Here is an 18,652-nt window from a genome sequence, read left to right as displayed (position 1 = left end):
AGTTGCATGGATTCGGAATGTGGGTGGTACCACGGGTGTATTATTAGGTTGATAATAATCCCTCGTCCCTGTTTGTTATAAACAGGGCGAGGGATTTTTTGTTTTTTTTAGAAGTTGACAAACAGACAGGCAAGAGGGGTTATTTTCAGGAGGGATAGGCTGTGGCTAAAGAAAGATTCGAGAAACCGACAGGCACGCAGGATGTGCTTCCGGGTGCGGTTGAGAAATGGCAGTATGTTGAAGGGAAGGCCAGGGATCTTTGCCGCCGGTTCAATTACCGGGAGATCCGCACTCCTATGTTCGAGCACACTGCGCTGTTCGAACGCGGTGTAGGGGAAACCACGGACATTGTGGAAGGCGAGATGTACACCTTCAAGGATAAGGGCGACCGCGATCTGGCACTTCGTCCGGAAGGAACGGCCGGTGTGGTCCGTGCTTACGTTCAGAACAAGCTTTACGGTGAGCCGGATGTAAGCAAGCTGTATTATATCGGTCCCATGTTCCGTTATGAGCGTCCGCAGGCGGGAAGATACCGCCAGTTTCACCAATTCGGCATCGAGGCATTTGGAGCAGTGGATCCGGCGATTGATGCGGAAGTGATTTCCCTAGGGTACCAGTTCTATAAGGATCTGGGACTGAGGGATGTAAGGGTAGAGCTGAACTCCGTGGGCAACGTACCTAGCCGTGCGGCGTACCGGGAGAAGCTGCTGGATTTCCTGAGACCGATGAGGGACAACCTTTGCAGCGACTGCCAGCGGCGGATGGACCGCAACCCCTTGCGGGTGCTGGATTGCAAGGTCGACCAGGACAAATTCGGCGGTGCGCCTTCCATTCTGGATAGCCTGGATGAAGAATGCACAACTCATTTTGAGAAGGTCAAAATGCATTTGGATATCATGGGTGTGGAGTACAGCATTAATCCCCGTCTGGTACGCGGACTGGATTATTACACGCATACAGCGTTTGAATATAAAGCAGCCGGCATCGGATCTATCGATACGGTCGGCGGCGGCGGCCGTTACAACGGTCTGGTGGAGGAAATCGGCGGTCCGGATCAGCCGGGCATCGGTTTTGGCATCGGGCTGGAGCGGATCCTGCTGATTCTGGAGAATCAAGGGGTAGAGCTGGAGACGGTGAAGCCGCTGGATGTGTACTTCGTGGCACTTGGCGAAGCGGCCGATCTGGAGATTACGAAACAATTGTTCATTCTGCGCAGTCTTGGCTTTTCTGCAGAACGGGATTATCTGGGCCGCAAGATGAAGGCGCAGATGAAATCGGCCGACCGCATGTCGGCGCGGTACACAGCGATTCTCGGTGAAGATGAGCTGAACAGCGGCGTCATTGCCCTGAAATCGATGGCTACGGGCGAGCAGCGGACCGTCAAGCTGGAAGAGCTGGGACAGTCGCTGGACTAGACAGCTTGGCATGAAGTAATTGTATTGTTGCAAGAGGAAGAAGGTCTCACTGATTCATATAAGCGCAGTTACTTTTAACCATGAAGGGGTAGAATATATTATGACTAGAAGCCATCACTGTGGACAATTGACGCCGGAGCATATCGGCCAGACCGTAACTCTGAACGGATGGGTGCAGACCCGCCGCGACCTTGGGGGCGTACTTTTTATTGATCTTCGCGACCGCAGCGGAATCGTACAGATCGTTTTCAATCCCGACTATTCCGGCGAAGCGCTGCAAATTGCAGATAAAGTGCGCAGTGAGTATGTGCTCGCTGTTACGGGGAAAGTGGTTAAGCGAGACGAAGAAACCATTAACCGCAACCTGCCTACAGGAGAGATTGAAGTGCAGATTACGGATATTGAAGTACTCAATGCCGCGAAAACGCCGCCGTTCTTCATCGAAGACGGTGTGGAAGTGGATGAATCCTTGCGGATGAAATACCGCTATCTCGACCTGCGTCGTCCGGAGATGTACAAAACGATGCTGCTTCGTTCCAAATCGGCGAAGATCTTCCGCGACTTCCTGGATAACGAAGGTTTTATTGATATCGAAACACCAATCCTGACCAGAAGTTCACCTGAAGGCGCCCGTGATTATTTGGTGCCGAGCCGGGTGCATGAAGGCGAGTTCTTTGGACTTCCGCAATCGCCGCAAATCTACAAGCAGCTGCTGATGGTCGGCGGTATTGAGCGCTATTATCAAATTGCCCGCTGCTTCCGTGATGAAGATTTGCGTGCTGACCGCCAGCCGGAATTCACCCAGGTCGACATCGAGACCTCCTTCATGCCGCAGGATGATCTGCTGTCGATGATGGAGACCCTGATGCAGCGCCTGCTTAAAGAAACGATCGGCGTCGAAATTGCCCTGCCGTTTCAGCGTTTGACTTATGCCGAAGCCATCGGCAAATACGGCTCGGATAAGCCGGACCTGCGTTTTGGCCTGGAGCTGGTTGAAATGAATGACATCGTGGCCAGCAGCGGCGTCAAAGTATTCGCCTCTGTGATCGAAAAAGGCGGAGAAGTAAAATGCCTCAACGCCAAAGGCTGCGGTACCTGGACCCGTAAAGAGATCGACGATCTTGGACCTTATGCCGCGCGTTACGGAGCTAAAGGACTTGCCTGGATTCAAGTGAAGGATGGCGAATTCAAGGGGCCTATCGTGAAGTTCTTCACCGAGGAAGAGATTGCTGCCGTGAAGGAACGTACCGGTGCCGAAGAAGGTGACTTGCTGCTCTTCTCTGCTGATAACAAAAAAGTGGTAGCCGATGTACTGGGTGCGCTTCGCCTGAAGATCGGACGCCAGCTCGGCCTGATTGACGACAATGTGTTCAAGTTCGCATGGGTTACTGAATTCCCGCTGCTTAGCTACGACGAAGACCAGAAACGTTATGTGGCAGAACATCATCCGTTCACACGTCCGATGGATGAAGACCTGCACCTCTTTGAGACTGATCCGGGTGCTATCCGTGCCCAGGCTTACGATATCGTGCTTAACGGCTACGAGGTAGGCGGCGGTTCCCAGCGTATTTACAAACGTGAGGTACAGGAAAAAATGTTCGATGCACTCGGCTTCTCAACGGAGGTCGCTTACGAGAAATTCGGCTACCTGCTGGATGCATTTGAATACGGCACACCTCCGCACGGCGGGATTGCCTTTGGTTTCGACCGTCTCGTAATGCTGCTTGCCGGCCGCACCAACCTGCGCGAAACCATTGCCTTCCCTAAGACGGCAAGTGCGACTGACCTGCTGATGGATGCACCGGCACCGGTAGATGCAATACAATTGGAACAGCTGCACATCAAGCTGGCTCCGAAGCCGGAGAAGGTAAAGAACTAAATCTAACCAGGCCTAAGCGAAGCGGCAGCGCCGCTTCGCCGGCTTTTTGAAGGAGGCGCTACATCATGCTGCATCAGTTCTCGCGTACGGAGCTGGCCATTGGACCGGAAGGTCTGGAGATTTTGAAGAACAGCACAGTGGCCGTACTCGGCATTGGCGGCGTAGGGGCCATGTCGGTTGAGGCTCTGGCCCGTACAGGTATCGGCCGCATTATCCTGATTGATAAAGACGCAGTGGATATCACCAATATCAACCGCCAGATTCATGCGCTTACGACAACCATCGGCCAGAAAAAAGCGGATTTGATGGTGGACCGTGTCAAGCTGATCAATCCGGAATGCGAAGCCATTGCCCTGAATATGTTCTACACGGAAGAAACCTATGAGGAGCTCTTCAAATACAAGCCCGATTTTGTCATCGACGCTTCGGATACGATTATTTACAAGATCCATCTCATTAAAGAATGCCTGAGCCGGGGAATCCCGATGGTTTCCAGCATGGGCGCAGCTAACAAAATGGACCCGACACGCTTTAAGGTGGCTGACATTTCCAAGACGGAGATGGACCCGATTGCCCGTGTGATCCGCCAGAAGCTGCGCAAGGAAGGGATCAAAAAAGGTGTGAAGGTTGTATTCTCTACCGAGAAGCCGGTGAAACCGCGTGTGGATGTGACCGAGCAGATCGTTCCCGAAGATGCACCGGACAGACGCAAGGCCCAACTGCCGCCTGCCAGCAACTCGTTTGTGCCTCCGGTAGTTGGACTCATTATGGTGAGTGTAGCCGTACAGGACCTTTTGAAGGCTGGCGGAGTAAACGTATAAACGAAAGCAGGCCTATCTCAGCTCGAACTAACCAAAGGACAAAAGGGCGTGCAGCCGGATTCCGGCTGCTTACGCCCTTTTATTGTGATTTTGAAATCCGGAAACAACGCAGGAATGCTGTATTGGCAGCGGAATTTACCATCAGTGGAGGTATTTAGATGAAATCGAATTTTTGGCGAAATAGCGTAGGTCTGGAGCCGGGCGACAACTGGAAACAGGAATGGGCGGCTGGGATCCTATCGTATTTTGCTTCTGTATATATTGTTATGGTCAACGCTGCTATTCTGCATGATGCGGGGATGCCGCTGCGGGCCGGTATGGTGGCTACGCTGCTGACGGCAATTACCGGCTGTCTGCTTATGGCCTTCGGCGGCAAGACACCGATTATCGTCGTTCCGGGAATGGGGATCAACGCCTTTTTCACCTATACGCTGGTGCATTCCATGAAGCTGGATTGGCGGGAAGCGCTCGCTGTTGTAGTTGTGACCGGAGTGCTGTTTGCGATTGTGGCGTTCACCTCGCTGTACCGTATTCTCAGCGACGCGATCCCCCATAATCTGCAGCATGCGATTACTGTCGGAATTGGCTTGTTTCTGACCTTCATAGGCCTGCAAAAAAGCGGAATCGTCATCGCCCACCGGACAACATTTGTCGCGATCGGACATTTCAGCGACCCTGCTGTGATAACCTCTTGCGTAACCCTGGTTCTGGCACTGGTGCTGTTCATCCGCGGAACTCGCGGGGGACTGCTGATCAGCATGATTGTGGGCACAGGACTTGCCTATCTGTTAGGTGCGTCGCATGCCCCGGGCCAGGAGGATTCCGGCCATGTGTTTTCCGGTTATGGCGATGTATTTGCCGGAATGGACTTGAGCCGGGGGATCAGCCTTGTGTTCTGGATTGCCGTGTTCCTGCTGCTGTTGATTGTTGTGTTTGAAAATATCGGGCTGATCTCTTCCCAGACATTGATGGCAGGACGCCCGGAGCGATTCAAGAGCAGCCTGCGCGCGTTGTCCATCGCTAATATTGCGGCAGGCCTGTTCGGCAGCAGTCCGGTAGTCGCTGCCGCAGAATCGACTGCAGGCATTGCGGCAGGCGGAAAGTCCGGGCTTACCTCGCTGGTTACCGGCATGTTGTTCGGGGCAACCTTCCTGTTCATACCGCTACTGGCTTATGTGCCGGACAGCGCCATCGCACCGATCCTGATTGTAATCGGCGGTCTTATGGTGCAGAGCGTACGTGAGATGGATCTCAGCGATATGACCGAGCTGTTTCCGTCCTTCCTGATCATGGTAATGATTCCGTTCACCTATAGCATTGTCGACGGAATGGCTTTTGGCTTCATTACTTATCCCATCGTTAAACTCGCTATGGGCCGGGGCAAGGAAGTGCCGCCTGCGCTGTACGGCATCGCCGGACTTTTTGTGGCGAATTTTGTATTGCATGCCTTAATGGGTTGAAACTGGCGGAGCAGCTTATCGAGACTCGCCTGTATACTAGAATTTGAAATATGTGGATTTCACCGGTCTGTTGTGATATGATGAGTATCCTTTTTGTGTGAGTGAAGCCAGTCTTGCACGAGATCATTCTTTAAGATTACTTTTAGGAGGTAACTGAAATTGGAAGACGACTTTCAAAGTGCCTATCAAGAGGAAGAAGACAGGCTGAACGGCGCGCTTACTGAGATCGACACTGTTCTGGAGAGACTGCGCAGCATACCGGTGTACACAGGAAGCGAGTATACGGAACAAGTGCTGGAGGATTCCAGAGAACAGAGGCGCAAAGATCTTGCCAAGCTTAGGCAGGAGCCTTATTTCGGACGGCTTGATTTTCAGGGCAATGACGAGGACGAACGCAAGGCACTGTATATTGGCAAAATCGGCGTAGACCGAGAACAGGTAAGCGACCGTCCGCTAGTCATTGACTGGCGCGCACCGGTAGCAAGCCTGTTCTATTCGTTTACAGGCGGAACGGAGCCGGCCTCCTATGAAGCCCCGGAGGGGCTGATTGAGGGGCTGGTATATTTAAAACGCAACGTGGTGATCCGCAAGCAAATCCTGGAGCGGGTGGCGGATACCTACAACCGCGACAGCGACGCCCCGGCCGTATCCGATGAATTTCTCGTGTACCGCCTGGGCGAGAATAAGGACAACCGTCTCCGCGATATCGTCTCGACGATTCAGGAGGAGCAGGACAAGATTATCCGTGCCGCCAAGAATACGGCGCTGATCATTCAAGGTGTGGCCGGAAGTGGAAAAACAACGGTTGCGCTGCACCGTCTGGCTTTCCTGCTGTATCAATACAAAGAACAGGTCTCCGCGGAGAAAATGATTATTTTCGCCCCGAACCGGATGTTCCTGGATTATATTTCGGATGTGCTGCCGGAGCTTGGCGTGGGCAACATTGCCCAGAGTACCTTCCCGGATTGGGCTGCGGACGTGCTGGGTATCACACTGCCGGAGCAAGATACAGCGGAAACGATGAACCGCTGGTTCGAAACGGCTGGCAGCATGCCGGAGATTACTGAAGAAACACCGGGCCGCTTCAAGGGTTCAACGGTGCTGATGGAGATTATTGAAGCCACGATCAAGCTGCTTGAGACCGGTGCGGTGCCGGAGGGGGATTTCATTCCCTGGGAAGGTGCGGTACTGCGGCGTTCGATGATTCTGCGCTGGCATAACGAGGAATACGCCCCCTATCCGCCGGCCAAACGCAAAGAGCGTGTGATGGCCAGAATTCACCGCTGGATTGAGATGGAGCTGAAGAAGAGCCCTTCGCAAGCAGCGCTGAAGGAACGCAAGAAAAAAGCGGCGGCACGCGAGAAGACCTACAGCGGCAAGTGGCCCAAATATGATCCGCTTATGATCTATAAGCAGATTTTCCGGGCAGTAAAGGTTCCGGAGCATTGGCCGGCTGCAGCCCCGGAGATTATTCCGCAAGGTGTGCTGAAGGAAACGGTCAAGGAGCTCAAAAAAGGCATCCTGCGCGAAGAGGATCTGCCGCCGCTGCTCTATATTCATTATCTGCTCAGCGGAAATGATGGCGGAGACCGCTTTGACCATATCGTTATTGATGAGGCGCAGGATTTCTCGCCTTTCCAGATTGCGGTGCTTGATTTGTACGTGAAGGGTCATTCCTTTACCATTTTGGGTGACTTGTCACAGGGGATACATGCCTACAAGGGCGTACATGCCTGGGAAGAAATGCAGACGCTGTTTGCACCGGAACATACGGCCTATCATGCACTGACCCGCAGCTACCGGTCCACCATGGAGATCATTGAATTTGCCAACGGCATATTGTCTTCCGGTGTTGGCAGCTCCCTGCTCGCCGTTCCGGTCTTCCGCAGCGGCAACCCGGTCCGGCTGATCTCTTACGCCGATCGTCAGCCGGCGGCAGCAGCAGCCGGGAATGAGCGCCTCAGTGCTGTCAGAACGGCTCTGGGGGCACTCTCCGGGCGTGAATACCGCACAGTGGCTGTCTTAACCCGCAGCCTGCGGGAAGCTGCTGAGCTGTACGACGCGCTTGCCGGACAGTTTGAGGATCTTCACCTGATTGACGGCAGCATGACTGAATACCGGGGCGGGCTGTCTGTGCTGCCGGTGTATCTGTCCAAGGGGCTGGAGTTCGACGCCGTCATCTTGGCAGACGCGGACAGCGGACATTACGGGGAAGCGTCCTGGGACGCGAAGCTGATGTATGTCGGCTGTACCCGTGCGCTGCATGAACTGTGGCTGCTGCATGACGGGCAGCTGCCGCCTTATGTACAGCTGCTTGGAGAAGAGACAGTCTCCGGCTGGCCTGATTCGCAGTAGTGCAAATATAAAAAGCGGACCGCCTGTCATAAACAGGACGGTCCGTTTTTATATTCTATAGGGTGAGAACGTCTTATTTCATCTCATTTTGTTCCGTGATGTGGAACCGTTCCACCTGCTGCTGCATATCGGAAGCCATAGCGGACAACGCTGCAGAGGAAGCCGTAATCTCCTCCATGGAAGCAAGCTGTTCCTCCGTTGCAGCTGTTACGCTCTGGAAGGAATCCAGCGCCGCCCGCGAGATGGCAGCCATCTCCTGTACGGAGGCGGCCACTTCAGCCGAGCTGGCAGACATTTGCTCGGTAATCGCCGAAACCTCATGAATTTGTTCGCCCACATGCCGGGTGGACTGCTCAATCTGGATAAAGGCATCGCTCGCTTCCAGCGCCAGATTCATGCCTTGTTCAACGTCTTCGGCCACTTTATGCTTCATTACGTCGTAGGCGCTGGCAATCAGGCCGACCATTTCGGAAATGGTCTCCTGAATTTGACCCGCGCTGACATGCGAGGCTTCGGACAGCTTCCGCACCTCTCCGGCAACAACGGCGAACCCTCTGCCCTGTTCTCCGGCACGGGCAGCTTCAATAGCTGCATTGAGCGACAGTAGATTGGTCTGCTTCGCGATCGCGGAGATCGCTGTACTTGCTTCTGCTACCTTTGTGCTAAGCCCGTTAAGTTCGGAAATCAGTCCGCCGGACTGCTGAACGGACTGGCGGATCGTCTTCATCTGCTCGCTGACATGCTGCACTCTGGTGCTTCCGGTGTTAACAACCTGCTCAGTCTGCACTGCGGCACTTACAATGGCCTGGGAAGCGGAAGCAATTTTATGGATGGCTTCGGACATTTCATCCATAGTTACAGCTACCTCGGAGGAAGCATGGGCCTGGGTTTCCACACCGCGGGTGGACTCCTCCACCAGTCCGGTGACATACTCCACAGCCTTGCTGTTCTCGCCGGTGCTGGCTGTCAGCTGCTCACTGGCAGCTGCGAGCTGGCCTGAGGTTTCGGCCACATCCTGCACCATCTTTCGAAGCGACGCTACCATGGCATTATAGTTGCCTGCAAGCTGCCCGATTTCATCCTTACGTGTCGTGTGGACCACTTCATCCAGATAGCCTTCGCTGACCCGCTTTGCCGAACGGTTCAGCTGCTCAAGCGGCTTGGTGATGCGGCGGATAATGAAGAACGTTACTGCAGCGGCCAGAAGCAGCGCAACCAGCAGAACGATAGCTGAGTTATACAAAATAGGATAAACGGCCTCTGTATACTCGCTCTCGGGCAGGACACCGACCAGCTTAAAGCCGCTAAGCTCATTCGTAATGTAAAAGCCATCCATTGCCAAGTCTGTCGCACTGTCTTTGTAGGACACTTTGCCTGCCGGGGCCGCATTCAGCGTATCCAGCAGCCCGCCTGTAACGGGGCTTCCTACCTCCAGAGTGGGATGGTAGATAACCTTATTGCTGCTGTCCAGTATATATACATAACCGCTGGAACCGAGGCTGACATTCTGCGCCAGTTCCATGAGCCCGTTCATGCTCAAACTGATCGTAGCTACCCCTTTGCCGTCCTGGAAGGCTCTGGAGATCGGCAGGATGAAGGAGTTTGTAACCTTGGAGAAAATCGGGTTGATAACGGATGTGCGGTCCGGTGTTTTCAGCGCGTCAATATACCAGTCGCGGACCCGGGGATCATAGTCGTTTGGTTTGGAATCAGGCGCGAGCATAAACTTGCCATCGCTGTTACCTAAAGCGACGATGTCGATCTCAGGATGCTCCGCTTTGAATTTGTTGATCTGATTCCGTACGCGTGGAGAGTTCGCTGTCAGATCAGCTGCAGTAATTTGATAGGCAAGCTGATTCACATTGCTGCTCTCCAGCTGTATTAATTGCTCAAGTGTCTTATCGAGAAGATGAATGCTCGATTTTGTAGTTTCCTCCATTTTGCCCTGCAGCTCTGTTTTGGAAGTTTCTGAAGAGTTGACAGCTAGTACAAGCGAAGGAACTGCAATGGCGGTAATGATAAAAGCCATTAGTTCGGTTCTAAGTTTCTTGATGCGGAATACTTGTTTGAGGATGTGCCTTTTAGCTGTCATATTATATTCCTCCTGCTTTTAATTACTTCCATATCTATTAGTTAATAGATAATTACTTTTATATTTCGACACTAATCGACTTATTTTTTAGTTTTTTCTTAAAAAAATAAGTTCCCATCTGGTGAAGAACAGTTATAACTGTTCTTGAACTTGTAACCTATCCCTGGGTATGGCTTAATAATAAGTGTCCGGCCGGGCAGATTACTCTGGAAGGAGGCTGATTGAAATGATTTCAGTATACGAGGTGGTTTCCGTCTAAGACGGAAATCCGCATAACCGGAGGAGGCCGAAAGGCCTCCTTATTTAAAAAACATAGAAATAAATAATTCACATAAAGTTGTGATCAAAAACCGAAGGTAGACGCTATCCAATGGTTTTTATATAATGAACTTACGGTATTTACCAAATATGAGCTGAAGAAAGGAGGCAGGTGACGTGATCAATTCATTACAAGCAGTCGTCGGACACAAAGGGACACACCTGTTGAAGGAGGAAGTAAAAAGTGAGTTATGTAAATGGGAAGGATGTGCTCCCCCCGGGCCTGCTCGAAGAGCTTCAGGGATACATCCAGGGTGAATTGCTATACATCCCCAAGAAAACCGAGCAACGGGTAAGATGGGGCGAGAACAGCGGATCCAGGCAGGAGATTGCCAGCCGGAACGAGGAGATATTCTGCAGTCACAGCAGCGGCTGCTCGGTGAACGAGCTGCAGAAGAGATACCATTTATCCGAAGAAAGCATCCGCAAGATTATTTCAAAAATGCGGCTGGCGCTGAACCGCTAGCCTGAACTTTGAACAAAGAGCATGGCACCGCCGGAGGAGGCGAGGTCATGCTCTTTTTAAATATTAGGATGTATCCGTGGTATGGTATGATAGTGGGAGGTATTCTAATAGTGCCGACCTACAAGATTACAGCAAGGAAGTGGAAGAATGGATTTATTTTCGCTCGGGGAAGACACCGGTAGCGGCCGCCTGCTGGCGGACCGCATGCGTCCGGCGAATCTTGATGAATATATAGGACAAGAGCATATTGTTGGCCCGGGGAAGCTGCTGCGCAGAGCGATTGAGGCAGATCAGGTCTCCTCTATTTTGCTTTACGGCCCTCCAGGCTGCGGAAAAACAACATTGGCGCATATTATTTCCCATCATACACAGGGGGAATTTGTCCGCCTGAATGCGGTCGAAGCCTCGGTCAAGGATGTGCGGGAAGTGATCGAGCGTGCTCAGAGCAATAAGGCATTGTACGGCTCCAAGACCATTTTGTTTCTGGATGAGGTGCACCGCTTCAACAGCTCCCGCCAGGATGCACTGCTTCCCGCTGTGGAGAAGGGGACCATCACCTTTATCGGCGCGACGACGGAGAACCCGTTCCACTATGTGAACGGGGCGTTATTGAGCCGTTCCACGCTGTTTCAGCTGGAGTCCTTGACCAGTGAGCACAGTCTGATTGCTATGAGGCGGGCGCTTACCGATGAGAAGCGGGGGCTTGGGTTCATGCAGCTGCAGGTGGATGAAGAAGCTTTGCAGCATATTGCAACGATGGCCAACGGCGATATCCGCCGGGCGCTTAATGCACTTGAGCTGGCGGCCATGACCACTGCGCCGGAACCGGACGGAAGTGTGCATATTACGCTTGCGGTGGCTGAAGAATCCATCCGCCGCCCGATTGTCAAAGCGGACGAATCGACGCAATATGATGTGTTGTCTGCGTTTCACAAAAGCATCCGCGGCTCCAGCGACGCGGCGCTGTTCTGGTTTCTCTATGCTGTGGAGAAGCTGGGGATGGACCCGATGACATTCATCCGCCGGCTGATCGCCGCCAGCAGTGAGGATATCGGTCTGGCCAATCCGCAGGCGATGGTCCAGGCGGTCAGCGCACTGGAAGCCTACCGCAATAACGGCTGGCCGGAAGCCAAGCTGAATATTGCCCAGGCGATCCTGTTTGCGGTGGAAAGTCCGAAATCGAATGCCGTGACCATGGCGATTTCGAATGCCATGGCCAGTATCGACGAGTTGAAATCGGCTGAAGTACCACTGCATCTGCGCGATACGCATTATAAAGGAGCCGTGAAGCTCGGCCATGAGGGCTACCAGTATCCGCATAATTTTCCGGGCCATTATGTCAAACAGGATTATCTGCCTAAGGCTATTGCACGCCGGGTCTTTTATCAGGCTACTGAACAGGGCAATGAAGCGAAGATCCGCCATAACCAGTCGCTTCGGCGCGGACAGTAGTCATGTAGGAGTTCGATTGTACAACTTTCTCCATTTTATGCATCAGCCGCTTATTTTACAGGGGGAGATTTCATTCCTTTTGTAAAAGAAGCGGTTTTTTGTTTAACGGACTCGCGGTTTTTCTGATAGACTCCAATTTTTTTACAAAAATATCTATTTTTTATTACATTTTTGCTATTTTGTATATAGAATTCCATTCCTATATATGGTATATATTTACATAGGATGCAAATCATCCTAAAGACACCCGGAAAGAAGGTGGGAAACTTCATTGGGAATGAATAAGAGTTTGGAGCCACGGTTTGAAGAGTCTGTGCAGAGATGAAATTGAACACAAGGACAAGAAGGACAAGAAGGACAAGAAGGACAAGAAGGGAGAAGGGCTAAGATGGGCAAAGGGATCAGGAAGGGCTGGGTTTTGTCCTTGAGCTTTATGTTAGCGGTTACATGTTCCGGAGCTGTATTTCACCCATCTGTGGGCACAGCAGCGGCTGCCGGCTACAACTACGCAGAGGCACTGCAAAAATCGATTTATTTCTATGAGGCTCAGCGTTCAGGCGATCTGCCGGAAGACAACCGGGTCGAGTGGCGGGGGGACTCCGGACTTCTGGATGGCGCGGATGTCGGCCACGATTTATCCGGGGGCTGGTATGATGCGGGGGATCATGTCAAATTTGGTTTTCCAATGGCTTATACAGCTACGATGCTGGCCTGGTCGGTCTATGAATACAAGGATGGTTACGTGCAGTCCGGCCAGCTGGAGGAGATTCTGGATAATATCCGCTGGGCTACCGACTATTTTGTCAAAGCCCATACAGCTCCAAATGAGCTATGGGGACAGGTAGGGAACGGAACGGCCGACCATAATTGGTGGGGAGCAGCGGAAGTGATGCAAATGCAGCGGCCCTCCTACAAAATTGATGCAACTCATCCCGGCTCTGATCTGGCGGCAGAAACCGCAGCGGCGCTGGCTTCGGCATCGATTATCTTCCGGGATTCGGATGCTGTCTATGCGGACAAGCTGCTGCTGCATGCCAAACAGCTGTATCAATTTGCGGACACTTACCGCGGCGCCTATTCGGACAGTATTACCGACGTCAAGCAGTATTACAATTCATGGAGCGGTTATGCCGATGAGTTGAGCTGGGGCGGTGTATGGCTCTATTTGGCGACCGGAGAGCAGACGTACCTGGATAAGGCAGTTGCCGCAAGCAGTCTGTGGGGAACGAACCAATCGGGATTATGGGGTTACCAGTGGACACAATCCTGGGATGACAAGCATTACGGTGCGCAGCTGCTGCTGTCACGGATTACCGGGGATGCCAAGTTCATTCAATCTACGGAACGCAACATGCAGTATTGGACAACTGGTGTAGGCGGGACTAGCGACCGGGTCGCCTATACACCTGGAGGGTTGGCACATCTGGATCAGTGGGGAGCCCTGAGATATGCCGCCAACCAGGCATTTTTGGCGTTTGTTTACGCGGACTGGGTAAGCGACCCTGTCAAAGGCGAAACGGCCCGTTCTTTCGCGGAACGGCAGATTACGTATATGCTGGGCGACAACCCGCGGAACAGCAGCTATGTGATCGGGTATGGCAACAATTCGCCGCAGCATCCGCATCACCGGACCTCACATGGTTCATGGAGCGACAGCCAGTCTACTCCTTCAGATCATCGTCACGTTTTATACGGAGCGCTGGTCGGGGGTCCATCCAAGACGGACACGTATACCGATTCGATCAACGACTATGTCTCGAATGAAGTGGCAACCGACTACAATTCCGCCTTTACAGGGGCGCTGGCCAAAATGATGCTGCTCCACGGGCAAGGGCAGCAGCCGCAACCACAGTTTCCTGCGGCAGAGACCCCTGAGGATGAAATGTTTGTCGAGGCTTCCGTAAATGCCAGTGGCAGCAATTTTGTAGAGATCCGGGCACTGCTCAACAACCGTTCCGGCTGGCCGGCACGGGTCAGCAAGTCGATGTCCTTCCATTATTATCTGGACCTCAGCGAAGCAATTGCCGCAGGGTACGGTCCGGAGGATATTACGGTCACTGCCGGTGGCTACAACCAGGGAGCAACGGTATCCGCACTTCAGCCTTATGATGAAGAACATCATATTTATTACACCAAGGTTGATTTTACCGGCACTTCGATCTATCCGGGCGGTCAATCCGCTTACCGGAAGGAAGTCCAGTTCCGGATCGCCGCTCCGCTCAACACGCTCTTCTGGGACAATACAAATGACTATTCATTTAAAGGCGTGGCAACGGGAGGAGCGCTTCCGGTAAAAACGGCGTATATACCGGTATACGACGCCGGGGTGCTTGTATTCGGTGAACTGCCTCCTGGAGGCGGACATCCGGGTGAACCGAAGGTGCCCGCACAGCCTTCCGGTGTAGCGGCTGCTGCTGAGAACGCCAGCGTAAAACTGTCCTGGAACACAGTCAGCGGGGCAACGGACTATACAGTTAAACGGGCTGTAACGAGTGGCGGGCCTTACACTGTAGTTGCAAGCACAACAGGGGCCGTGTATTCCGACAACGGGCTGGTTAATGGTACTACCTATTATTATGTAATCACCGCCTCGAACAGTGTTGGCGAGAGTACGCCATCTCTGCAGGTTAGTGCCCAGCCGCGTGAAACACCTACTCCGGCAAAAGGTGATTTAAGGGTGGAATACCGTACTAATGACAACAATCCCGGGGACGGACAGATGCGCCCGCAATTCCGGATTGTGAACACGGGAACTGTCGCGGTACCTTTGAGTGGTCTTAAGCTCCGCTACTATTTTACCGTGGACGGAGACAAAACCCAGCAATTCCACTGCGATTATGCCGTTGTCGGCAGCGGAAATGTAAGCGGTTCCTTTGCGAAACTTAATCCGTCCCTAACCGGAGCGGACTACTATCTGGAGATCACTTTTGCTGAAGGTGCCGGAAGCCTTGCTCCCGGAGGGAACAGCGGAGAAATTCAGGTGCGCACCAACAAAGAGGACTGGACGAATTACAGCGAGGGCAATGACTATTCCTACAGTGGAACGCAGCTTGCCTTCGCCGAATGGGAAAAGGTGACACTGTATCGTGACGGAACACTTGTGTGGGGTTTAGAACCATAATTTATCTACAGAGAGGGAGCTAGCCAAAATGATGAAATTGAGCTTAAGTAAGAAGCCTATTTCCGCTATAATGGCCTCGATTCTGTTTCTCTCACTCATAACCGGTTTGTTTACTGGTAGCCCCGGAACTGCAAAGGCCGCTTCGGCGGAGGAGACCCGATTTCTGCAATTATATGCTCAGCTAAAGGATCCGGCGAACGGCTATTTCTCAGCTGAAGGCATTCCCTACCATGCGGTAGAGACATTGATGAGCGAAGCGCCCGATTACGGGCATATGACCACCTCGGAAGCTTACAGCTACTGGATGTGGCTCGAGGTGCTGTATGGCCATCATACTGGCGATTGGAGCAAGCTGGAAACGGCTTGGGACAACATGGAGAAATACATTATCCCTGTTAATGAAGGCGACGGCAAGCAGGAGCAGCCGACGATGAGTTATTACAATGCGAACAGCCCGGCTACCTACGCTTCCGAGTATGCGCAGCCGGATCAGTATCCAAGCCAGCTTAGCGGAAAGTACACGGCAGGCAAAGACCCGCTTGATTCCGAACTGAAAGCAAGCTATGGCAACAACCAGACCTATCTTATGCATTGGCTGGTGGATGTGGACAACTGGTACGGCTTCGGCAACTTGCTGAATCCTACACATACAGCCGCTTATGTAAATACATTCCAGAGGGGCGAACAGGAATCGGTGTGGGAAGCTGTCCCGCATCCGTCCCAGGACGACAAATCATTCGGCAAGACAGGTGAGGGCTTTATGAGCCTGTTCACCAAAGAAAGCAATGCGCCTGCAGCACAGTGGCGTTATACCAATGCTACCGACGCAGATGCACGTGCAGTTCAGGCTATGTACTGGGCCCGGGAGCTTGGCTATAATAATTCAGTTTATCTGAACAAGGCCAAGAAAATGGGGGATTATCTCCGTTACGGCATGTACGACAAGTATTTCCAAAAGGTCGGCAGCGCAGCTGACGGCACACCGGAAGCGGGAACCGGTAAGGATTCCAACCAATACCTGCTTGCCTGGTATACCGCTTGGGGCGGCGGGCTTGGTTCAACCGGCAATTGGGCCTGGAGAATCGGTGCCAGCCATGCGCATCAGGGTTACCAGAATGTCGTGGCAGCCTATGCGCTTTCTAATCCGGACGGCGGTCTGGTTCCGGCATCAGCAACAGCAGGGCAGGACTGGAGCAATTCGCTGAAGCGCCAGCTGGAGTTCTACACCTGGCTGCAATCTGCCGAAGGCGCGATTGCCGGCGGAGCAACGAACAGTTACGACGGTGCTTATAAGGCTTATCCTGCCGGCACAAGCACCTTCTACGGCATGGCATATGATGACGCACCAGTCTACCATGATCCGCCGTCCAACAACTGGTTCGGAATGCAGGCCTGGAGTGTTGAACGTGTGGCCGAGCTGTATTATATTCTGGCTGCAAGCGGCGACACAACCTCCGAGAACTTCCAGATGGCCAAGCAGGTGGTGGAGAACTGGGTGGAATGGTCCACGGACTATGCCTTTGCAGGCAGCCGGCCGGTTACGGATGCAGAGGGCTATTATCTGGACAGCCAGGGCAACCGCATTCTCGGCGGTGATAATCCCCAAGTAGCTACAGTTGCTGCTCCGGGAGAATTCTGGATTCCGGGCAATGTGGAATGGCAGGGGAAACCGGATACCTGGACCGGTTTTGCAAGCAGTGACGGCAACAGCAATTTAAAGTCAGTCACCAAGAGCCCGAGCCAGGATACCGGTGTACTCGGCAGCTATATTAAAGCGCTCACCTTCTTTGCCGCAGGTACTGAGGCAGAAAACGGCAGTTATACCGCGCTTGGCGGGAAGGCTCAGCAGCTGGCTAAATCCTTGCTGGATACAGCTTGGGGATATAATGATGGTGTCGGTATAGCAACTAAGGAGAGCCGTGGCGATTATGCCCGTTACTTCACCAAGGAGGTCTATTTCCCAAGCGGTTGGACGGGTACCTTTGGACAAGGCAATACGATTCCGGGAACAGCGACAGTACCTTCCGATCCTGCCAAAGGCGGAAACGGTGTCTACGCCAGCTATACTGACATCCGGCCGGATATTGTGAATGATCCCGATTGGCAGTACCTGCTTAACAAATATAATTCGTCATATAATACGGCCACTAAGCAATGGGAGAATGGAGCACCTGAATTTACGTATCACCGCTTCTGGTCCCAAGTGGATATGGCCACGGCCTATGCCGAATATGACAGGTTAATCAACAACAGCAGCGGTCCGGTCGAGCCCGTTGCCCCGAAAGCGCCCTCCAAACCGGCTGTTGTTGCCGGCGACAGTGTTGTACAGCTTAGCTGGAACAATGTAACTGCTGCCGACAATTATACAGTTAAGCGGGCCACTGTCAGCGGAGGTCCTTACAGCGATGTATCAGTAGTTACCCAGGCAACTTACAGCGATACCTCTGTAGTCAATGGAACGACCTACTTTTATGTTGTAAGTGCAGCTAACAAAGTAGGAACAAGCCCGAATTCACCCGAGGTCAGCGCCAAGCCAGCAGCGGTTCCCGAGCCGCCTGTGGGGGATCTGATCGTGCAGTATCGGACCAATGATACGAATCCGGGCGATGCCCAGTTCCGTCCGCAGCTGCGGATTGTGAACAGCGGGGACACTTCGGTTGCACTTAAGGATGTAAAGCTGCGCTACTACTACACGGTAGACGGCGAGAAGGCGCAGCAGTTCAATGTGGACTATGCCGCTATAGGCAGCGGCAATGTGCAGGGAACATTCGTGAAGCTGACTCCCTCTGTGACAGAGGCAGATTATTATGTGGAGATCTCCTTCACTGCAGGTGCGGGCACCCTTGCTCCCGGAGCCAGCACCGGTGAAATTCAGCTGCGGATCAACAAAACCGATTGGAGCAATTATAACGAGATCGGCGATTATTCTTACGACCCGGCCAAAACCTCGTTCACTGACTGGGCACGTGCACCGCTTTACCTGAATGGAACGCTGGTCTGGGGGTTAGAGCCTTAAAAGTGCAGTAGAAGGTAAAATGAAAAGCCGCAAAGCCCCAATACTCCGGGACATTTGCGGCTTTGCTATTAATATCACATTTCATGTACGAAACTGTGAAAATATGTGACAAAAAAATCTAATAGATGAGTCGAATCTTGTCGTATTTGTCATGTTACTTAACACAACAAAAATTTTTTATGGAAAAATCATTGATAATTTACCATAAGTCAATTAGAATAAACTCTAACATTCAGGGATTAATTCCAATATAATCC

General features: G+C 52.5%; 10 protein-coding genes. 9 read left to right on the top strand and 1 reads right to left on the bottom strand.

What is annotated here, in order from left to right; translation table 11 throughout:
• The first annotated feature begins 161 nt into the window (after positions 1–161).
• The 5 genes from hisS (at position 162) to MHI45_RS11010 (ending at position 7,930) form a co-directional block, all read left to right on the top strand.
• A complete protein-coding gene (hisS, locus tag MHI45_RS11030) occupies positions 162–1,415 on the top strand; it encodes a histidine--tRNA ligase (RefSeq protein WP_340896893.1) in 1,254 nt (417 codons plus the stop codon).
• 100 nt (positions 1,416–1,515) lie between these two features.
• Positions 1,516–3,294, top strand: a complete 1,779-nt coding sequence (aspS, locus tag MHI45_RS11025) for an aspartate--tRNA ligase (RefSeq protein WP_076109154.1) — start codon at positions 1,516–1,518, stop codon at positions 3,292–3,294.
• Between the two features lie 65 nt (positions 3,295–3,359).
• Positions 3,360–4,115, top strand: coding sequence for a tRNA threonylcarbamoyladenosine dehydratase (locus MHI45_RS11020; RefSeq protein WP_076109153.1), 756 nt, complete (start codon positions 3,360–3,362; stop codon positions 4,113–4,115).
• 158 nt (positions 4,116–4,273) lie between these two features.
• Positions 4,274–5,575, top strand: coding sequence for an NCS2 family permease (locus MHI45_RS11015; protein ID WP_038595576.1), 1,302 nt, complete (start codon positions 4,274–4,276; stop codon positions 5,573–5,575).
• Between the two features lie 159 nt (positions 5,576–5,734).
• A complete protein-coding gene (locus MHI45_RS11010; protein WP_340896895.1) occupies positions 5,735–7,930 on the top strand; it encodes a HelD family protein in 2,196 nt (731 codons plus the stop codon).
• 73 nt (positions 7,931–8,003) lie between these two features.
• Here the strand turns inward: MHI45_RS11010 and MHI45_RS11005 are convergent, their stop codons facing one another.
• On the bottom strand, positions 8,004–10,022 hold the full coding sequence (locus MHI45_RS11005; RefSeq protein ID WP_340896896.1) for a methyl-accepting chemotaxis protein: 2,019 nt from the start codon (positions 10,020–10,022) through the stop codon (positions 8,004–8,006).
• A 502-nt stretch (positions 10,023–10,524) separates the two neighbouring features.
• Between MHI45_RS11005 and MHI45_RS11000 the strand changes: the two genes are divergently transcribed.
• The 4 genes from MHI45_RS11000 (at position 10,525) to MHI45_RS10985 (ending at position 18,395) form a co-directional block, all read left to right on the top strand.
• Complete coding sequence (locus MHI45_RS11000; RefSeq protein ID WP_038595570.1) at positions 10,525–10,806, top strand: CD3324 family protein; 282 nt, start codon at positions 10,525–10,527, stop codon at positions 10,804–10,806.
• A 147-nt stretch (positions 10,807–10,953) separates the two neighbouring features.
• Entirely contained in the window at positions 10,954–12,258 is a 1,305-nt protein-coding gene (locus MHI45_RS10995; protein ID WP_038595567.1) for a replication-associated recombination protein A, read from the top strand.
• A 388-nt stretch (positions 12,259–12,646) separates the two neighbouring features.
• The gene (locus tag MHI45_RS10990) at positions 12,647–15,379 is read left to right on the top strand and encodes a glycoside hydrolase family 9 protein (RefSeq protein WP_445322175.1); all 2,733 of its coding nucleotides are present in this window, start codon (positions 12,647–12,649) and stop codon (positions 15,377–15,379) included.
• 31 nt (positions 15,380–15,410) lie between these two features.
• On the top strand, positions 15,411–18,395 hold the full coding sequence (locus tag MHI45_RS10985) for a glycoside hydrolase family 48 protein (RefSeq protein WP_340899748.1): 2,985 nt from the start codon (positions 15,411–15,413) through the stop codon (positions 18,393–18,395).
• Positions 18,396–18,652 lie beyond the last annotated feature (257 nt).

It is taken from the genome of Paenibacillus sp. FSL H3-0321, from assembly GCF_038002865.1.
Taxonomy (GTDB): Bacteria; Bacillota; Bacilli; order Paenibacillales; family Paenibacillaceae; genus Paenibacillus_AQ.
This window is presented reverse-complemented; position numbering and strand designations above follow the sequence as displayed.

Bases quoted from the DNA above. Each gene is read 5' to 3' on its own strand.
- aspS (WP_076109154.1), top strand. From the start codon at position 1,516: ATGACTAGAAGCCATCACTGTGGACAATTGACGCCGGAGCATATCGGC.
- MHI45_RS11020 (WP_076109153.1), top strand. From the start codon at position 3,360: ATGCTGCATCAGTTCTCGCGTACGGAGCTGGCCATTGGACCGGAAGGT.
- MHI45_RS11015 (WP_038595576.1), top strand. From the start codon at position 4,274: ATGAAATCGAATTTTTGGCGAAATAGCGTAGGTCTGGAGCCGGGCGAC.
- MHI45_RS11005 (WP_340896896.1), bottom strand. From the start codon at position 10,022: ATGACAGCTAAAAGGCACATCCTCAAACAAGTATTCCGCATCAAGAAA.
- MHI45_RS10995 (WP_038595567.1), top strand. From the start codon at position 10,954: ATGGATTTATTTTCGCTCGGGGAAGACACCGGTAGCGGCCGCCTGCTG.
- MHI45_RS10990 (WP_445322175.1), top strand. From the start codon at position 12,647: ATGGGCAAAGGGATCAGGAAGGGCTGGGTTTTGTCCTTGAGCTTTATG.
- MHI45_RS10985 (WP_340899748.1), top strand. From the start codon at position 15,411: ATGAAATTGAGCTTAAGTAAGAAGCCTATTTCCGCTATAATGGCCTCG.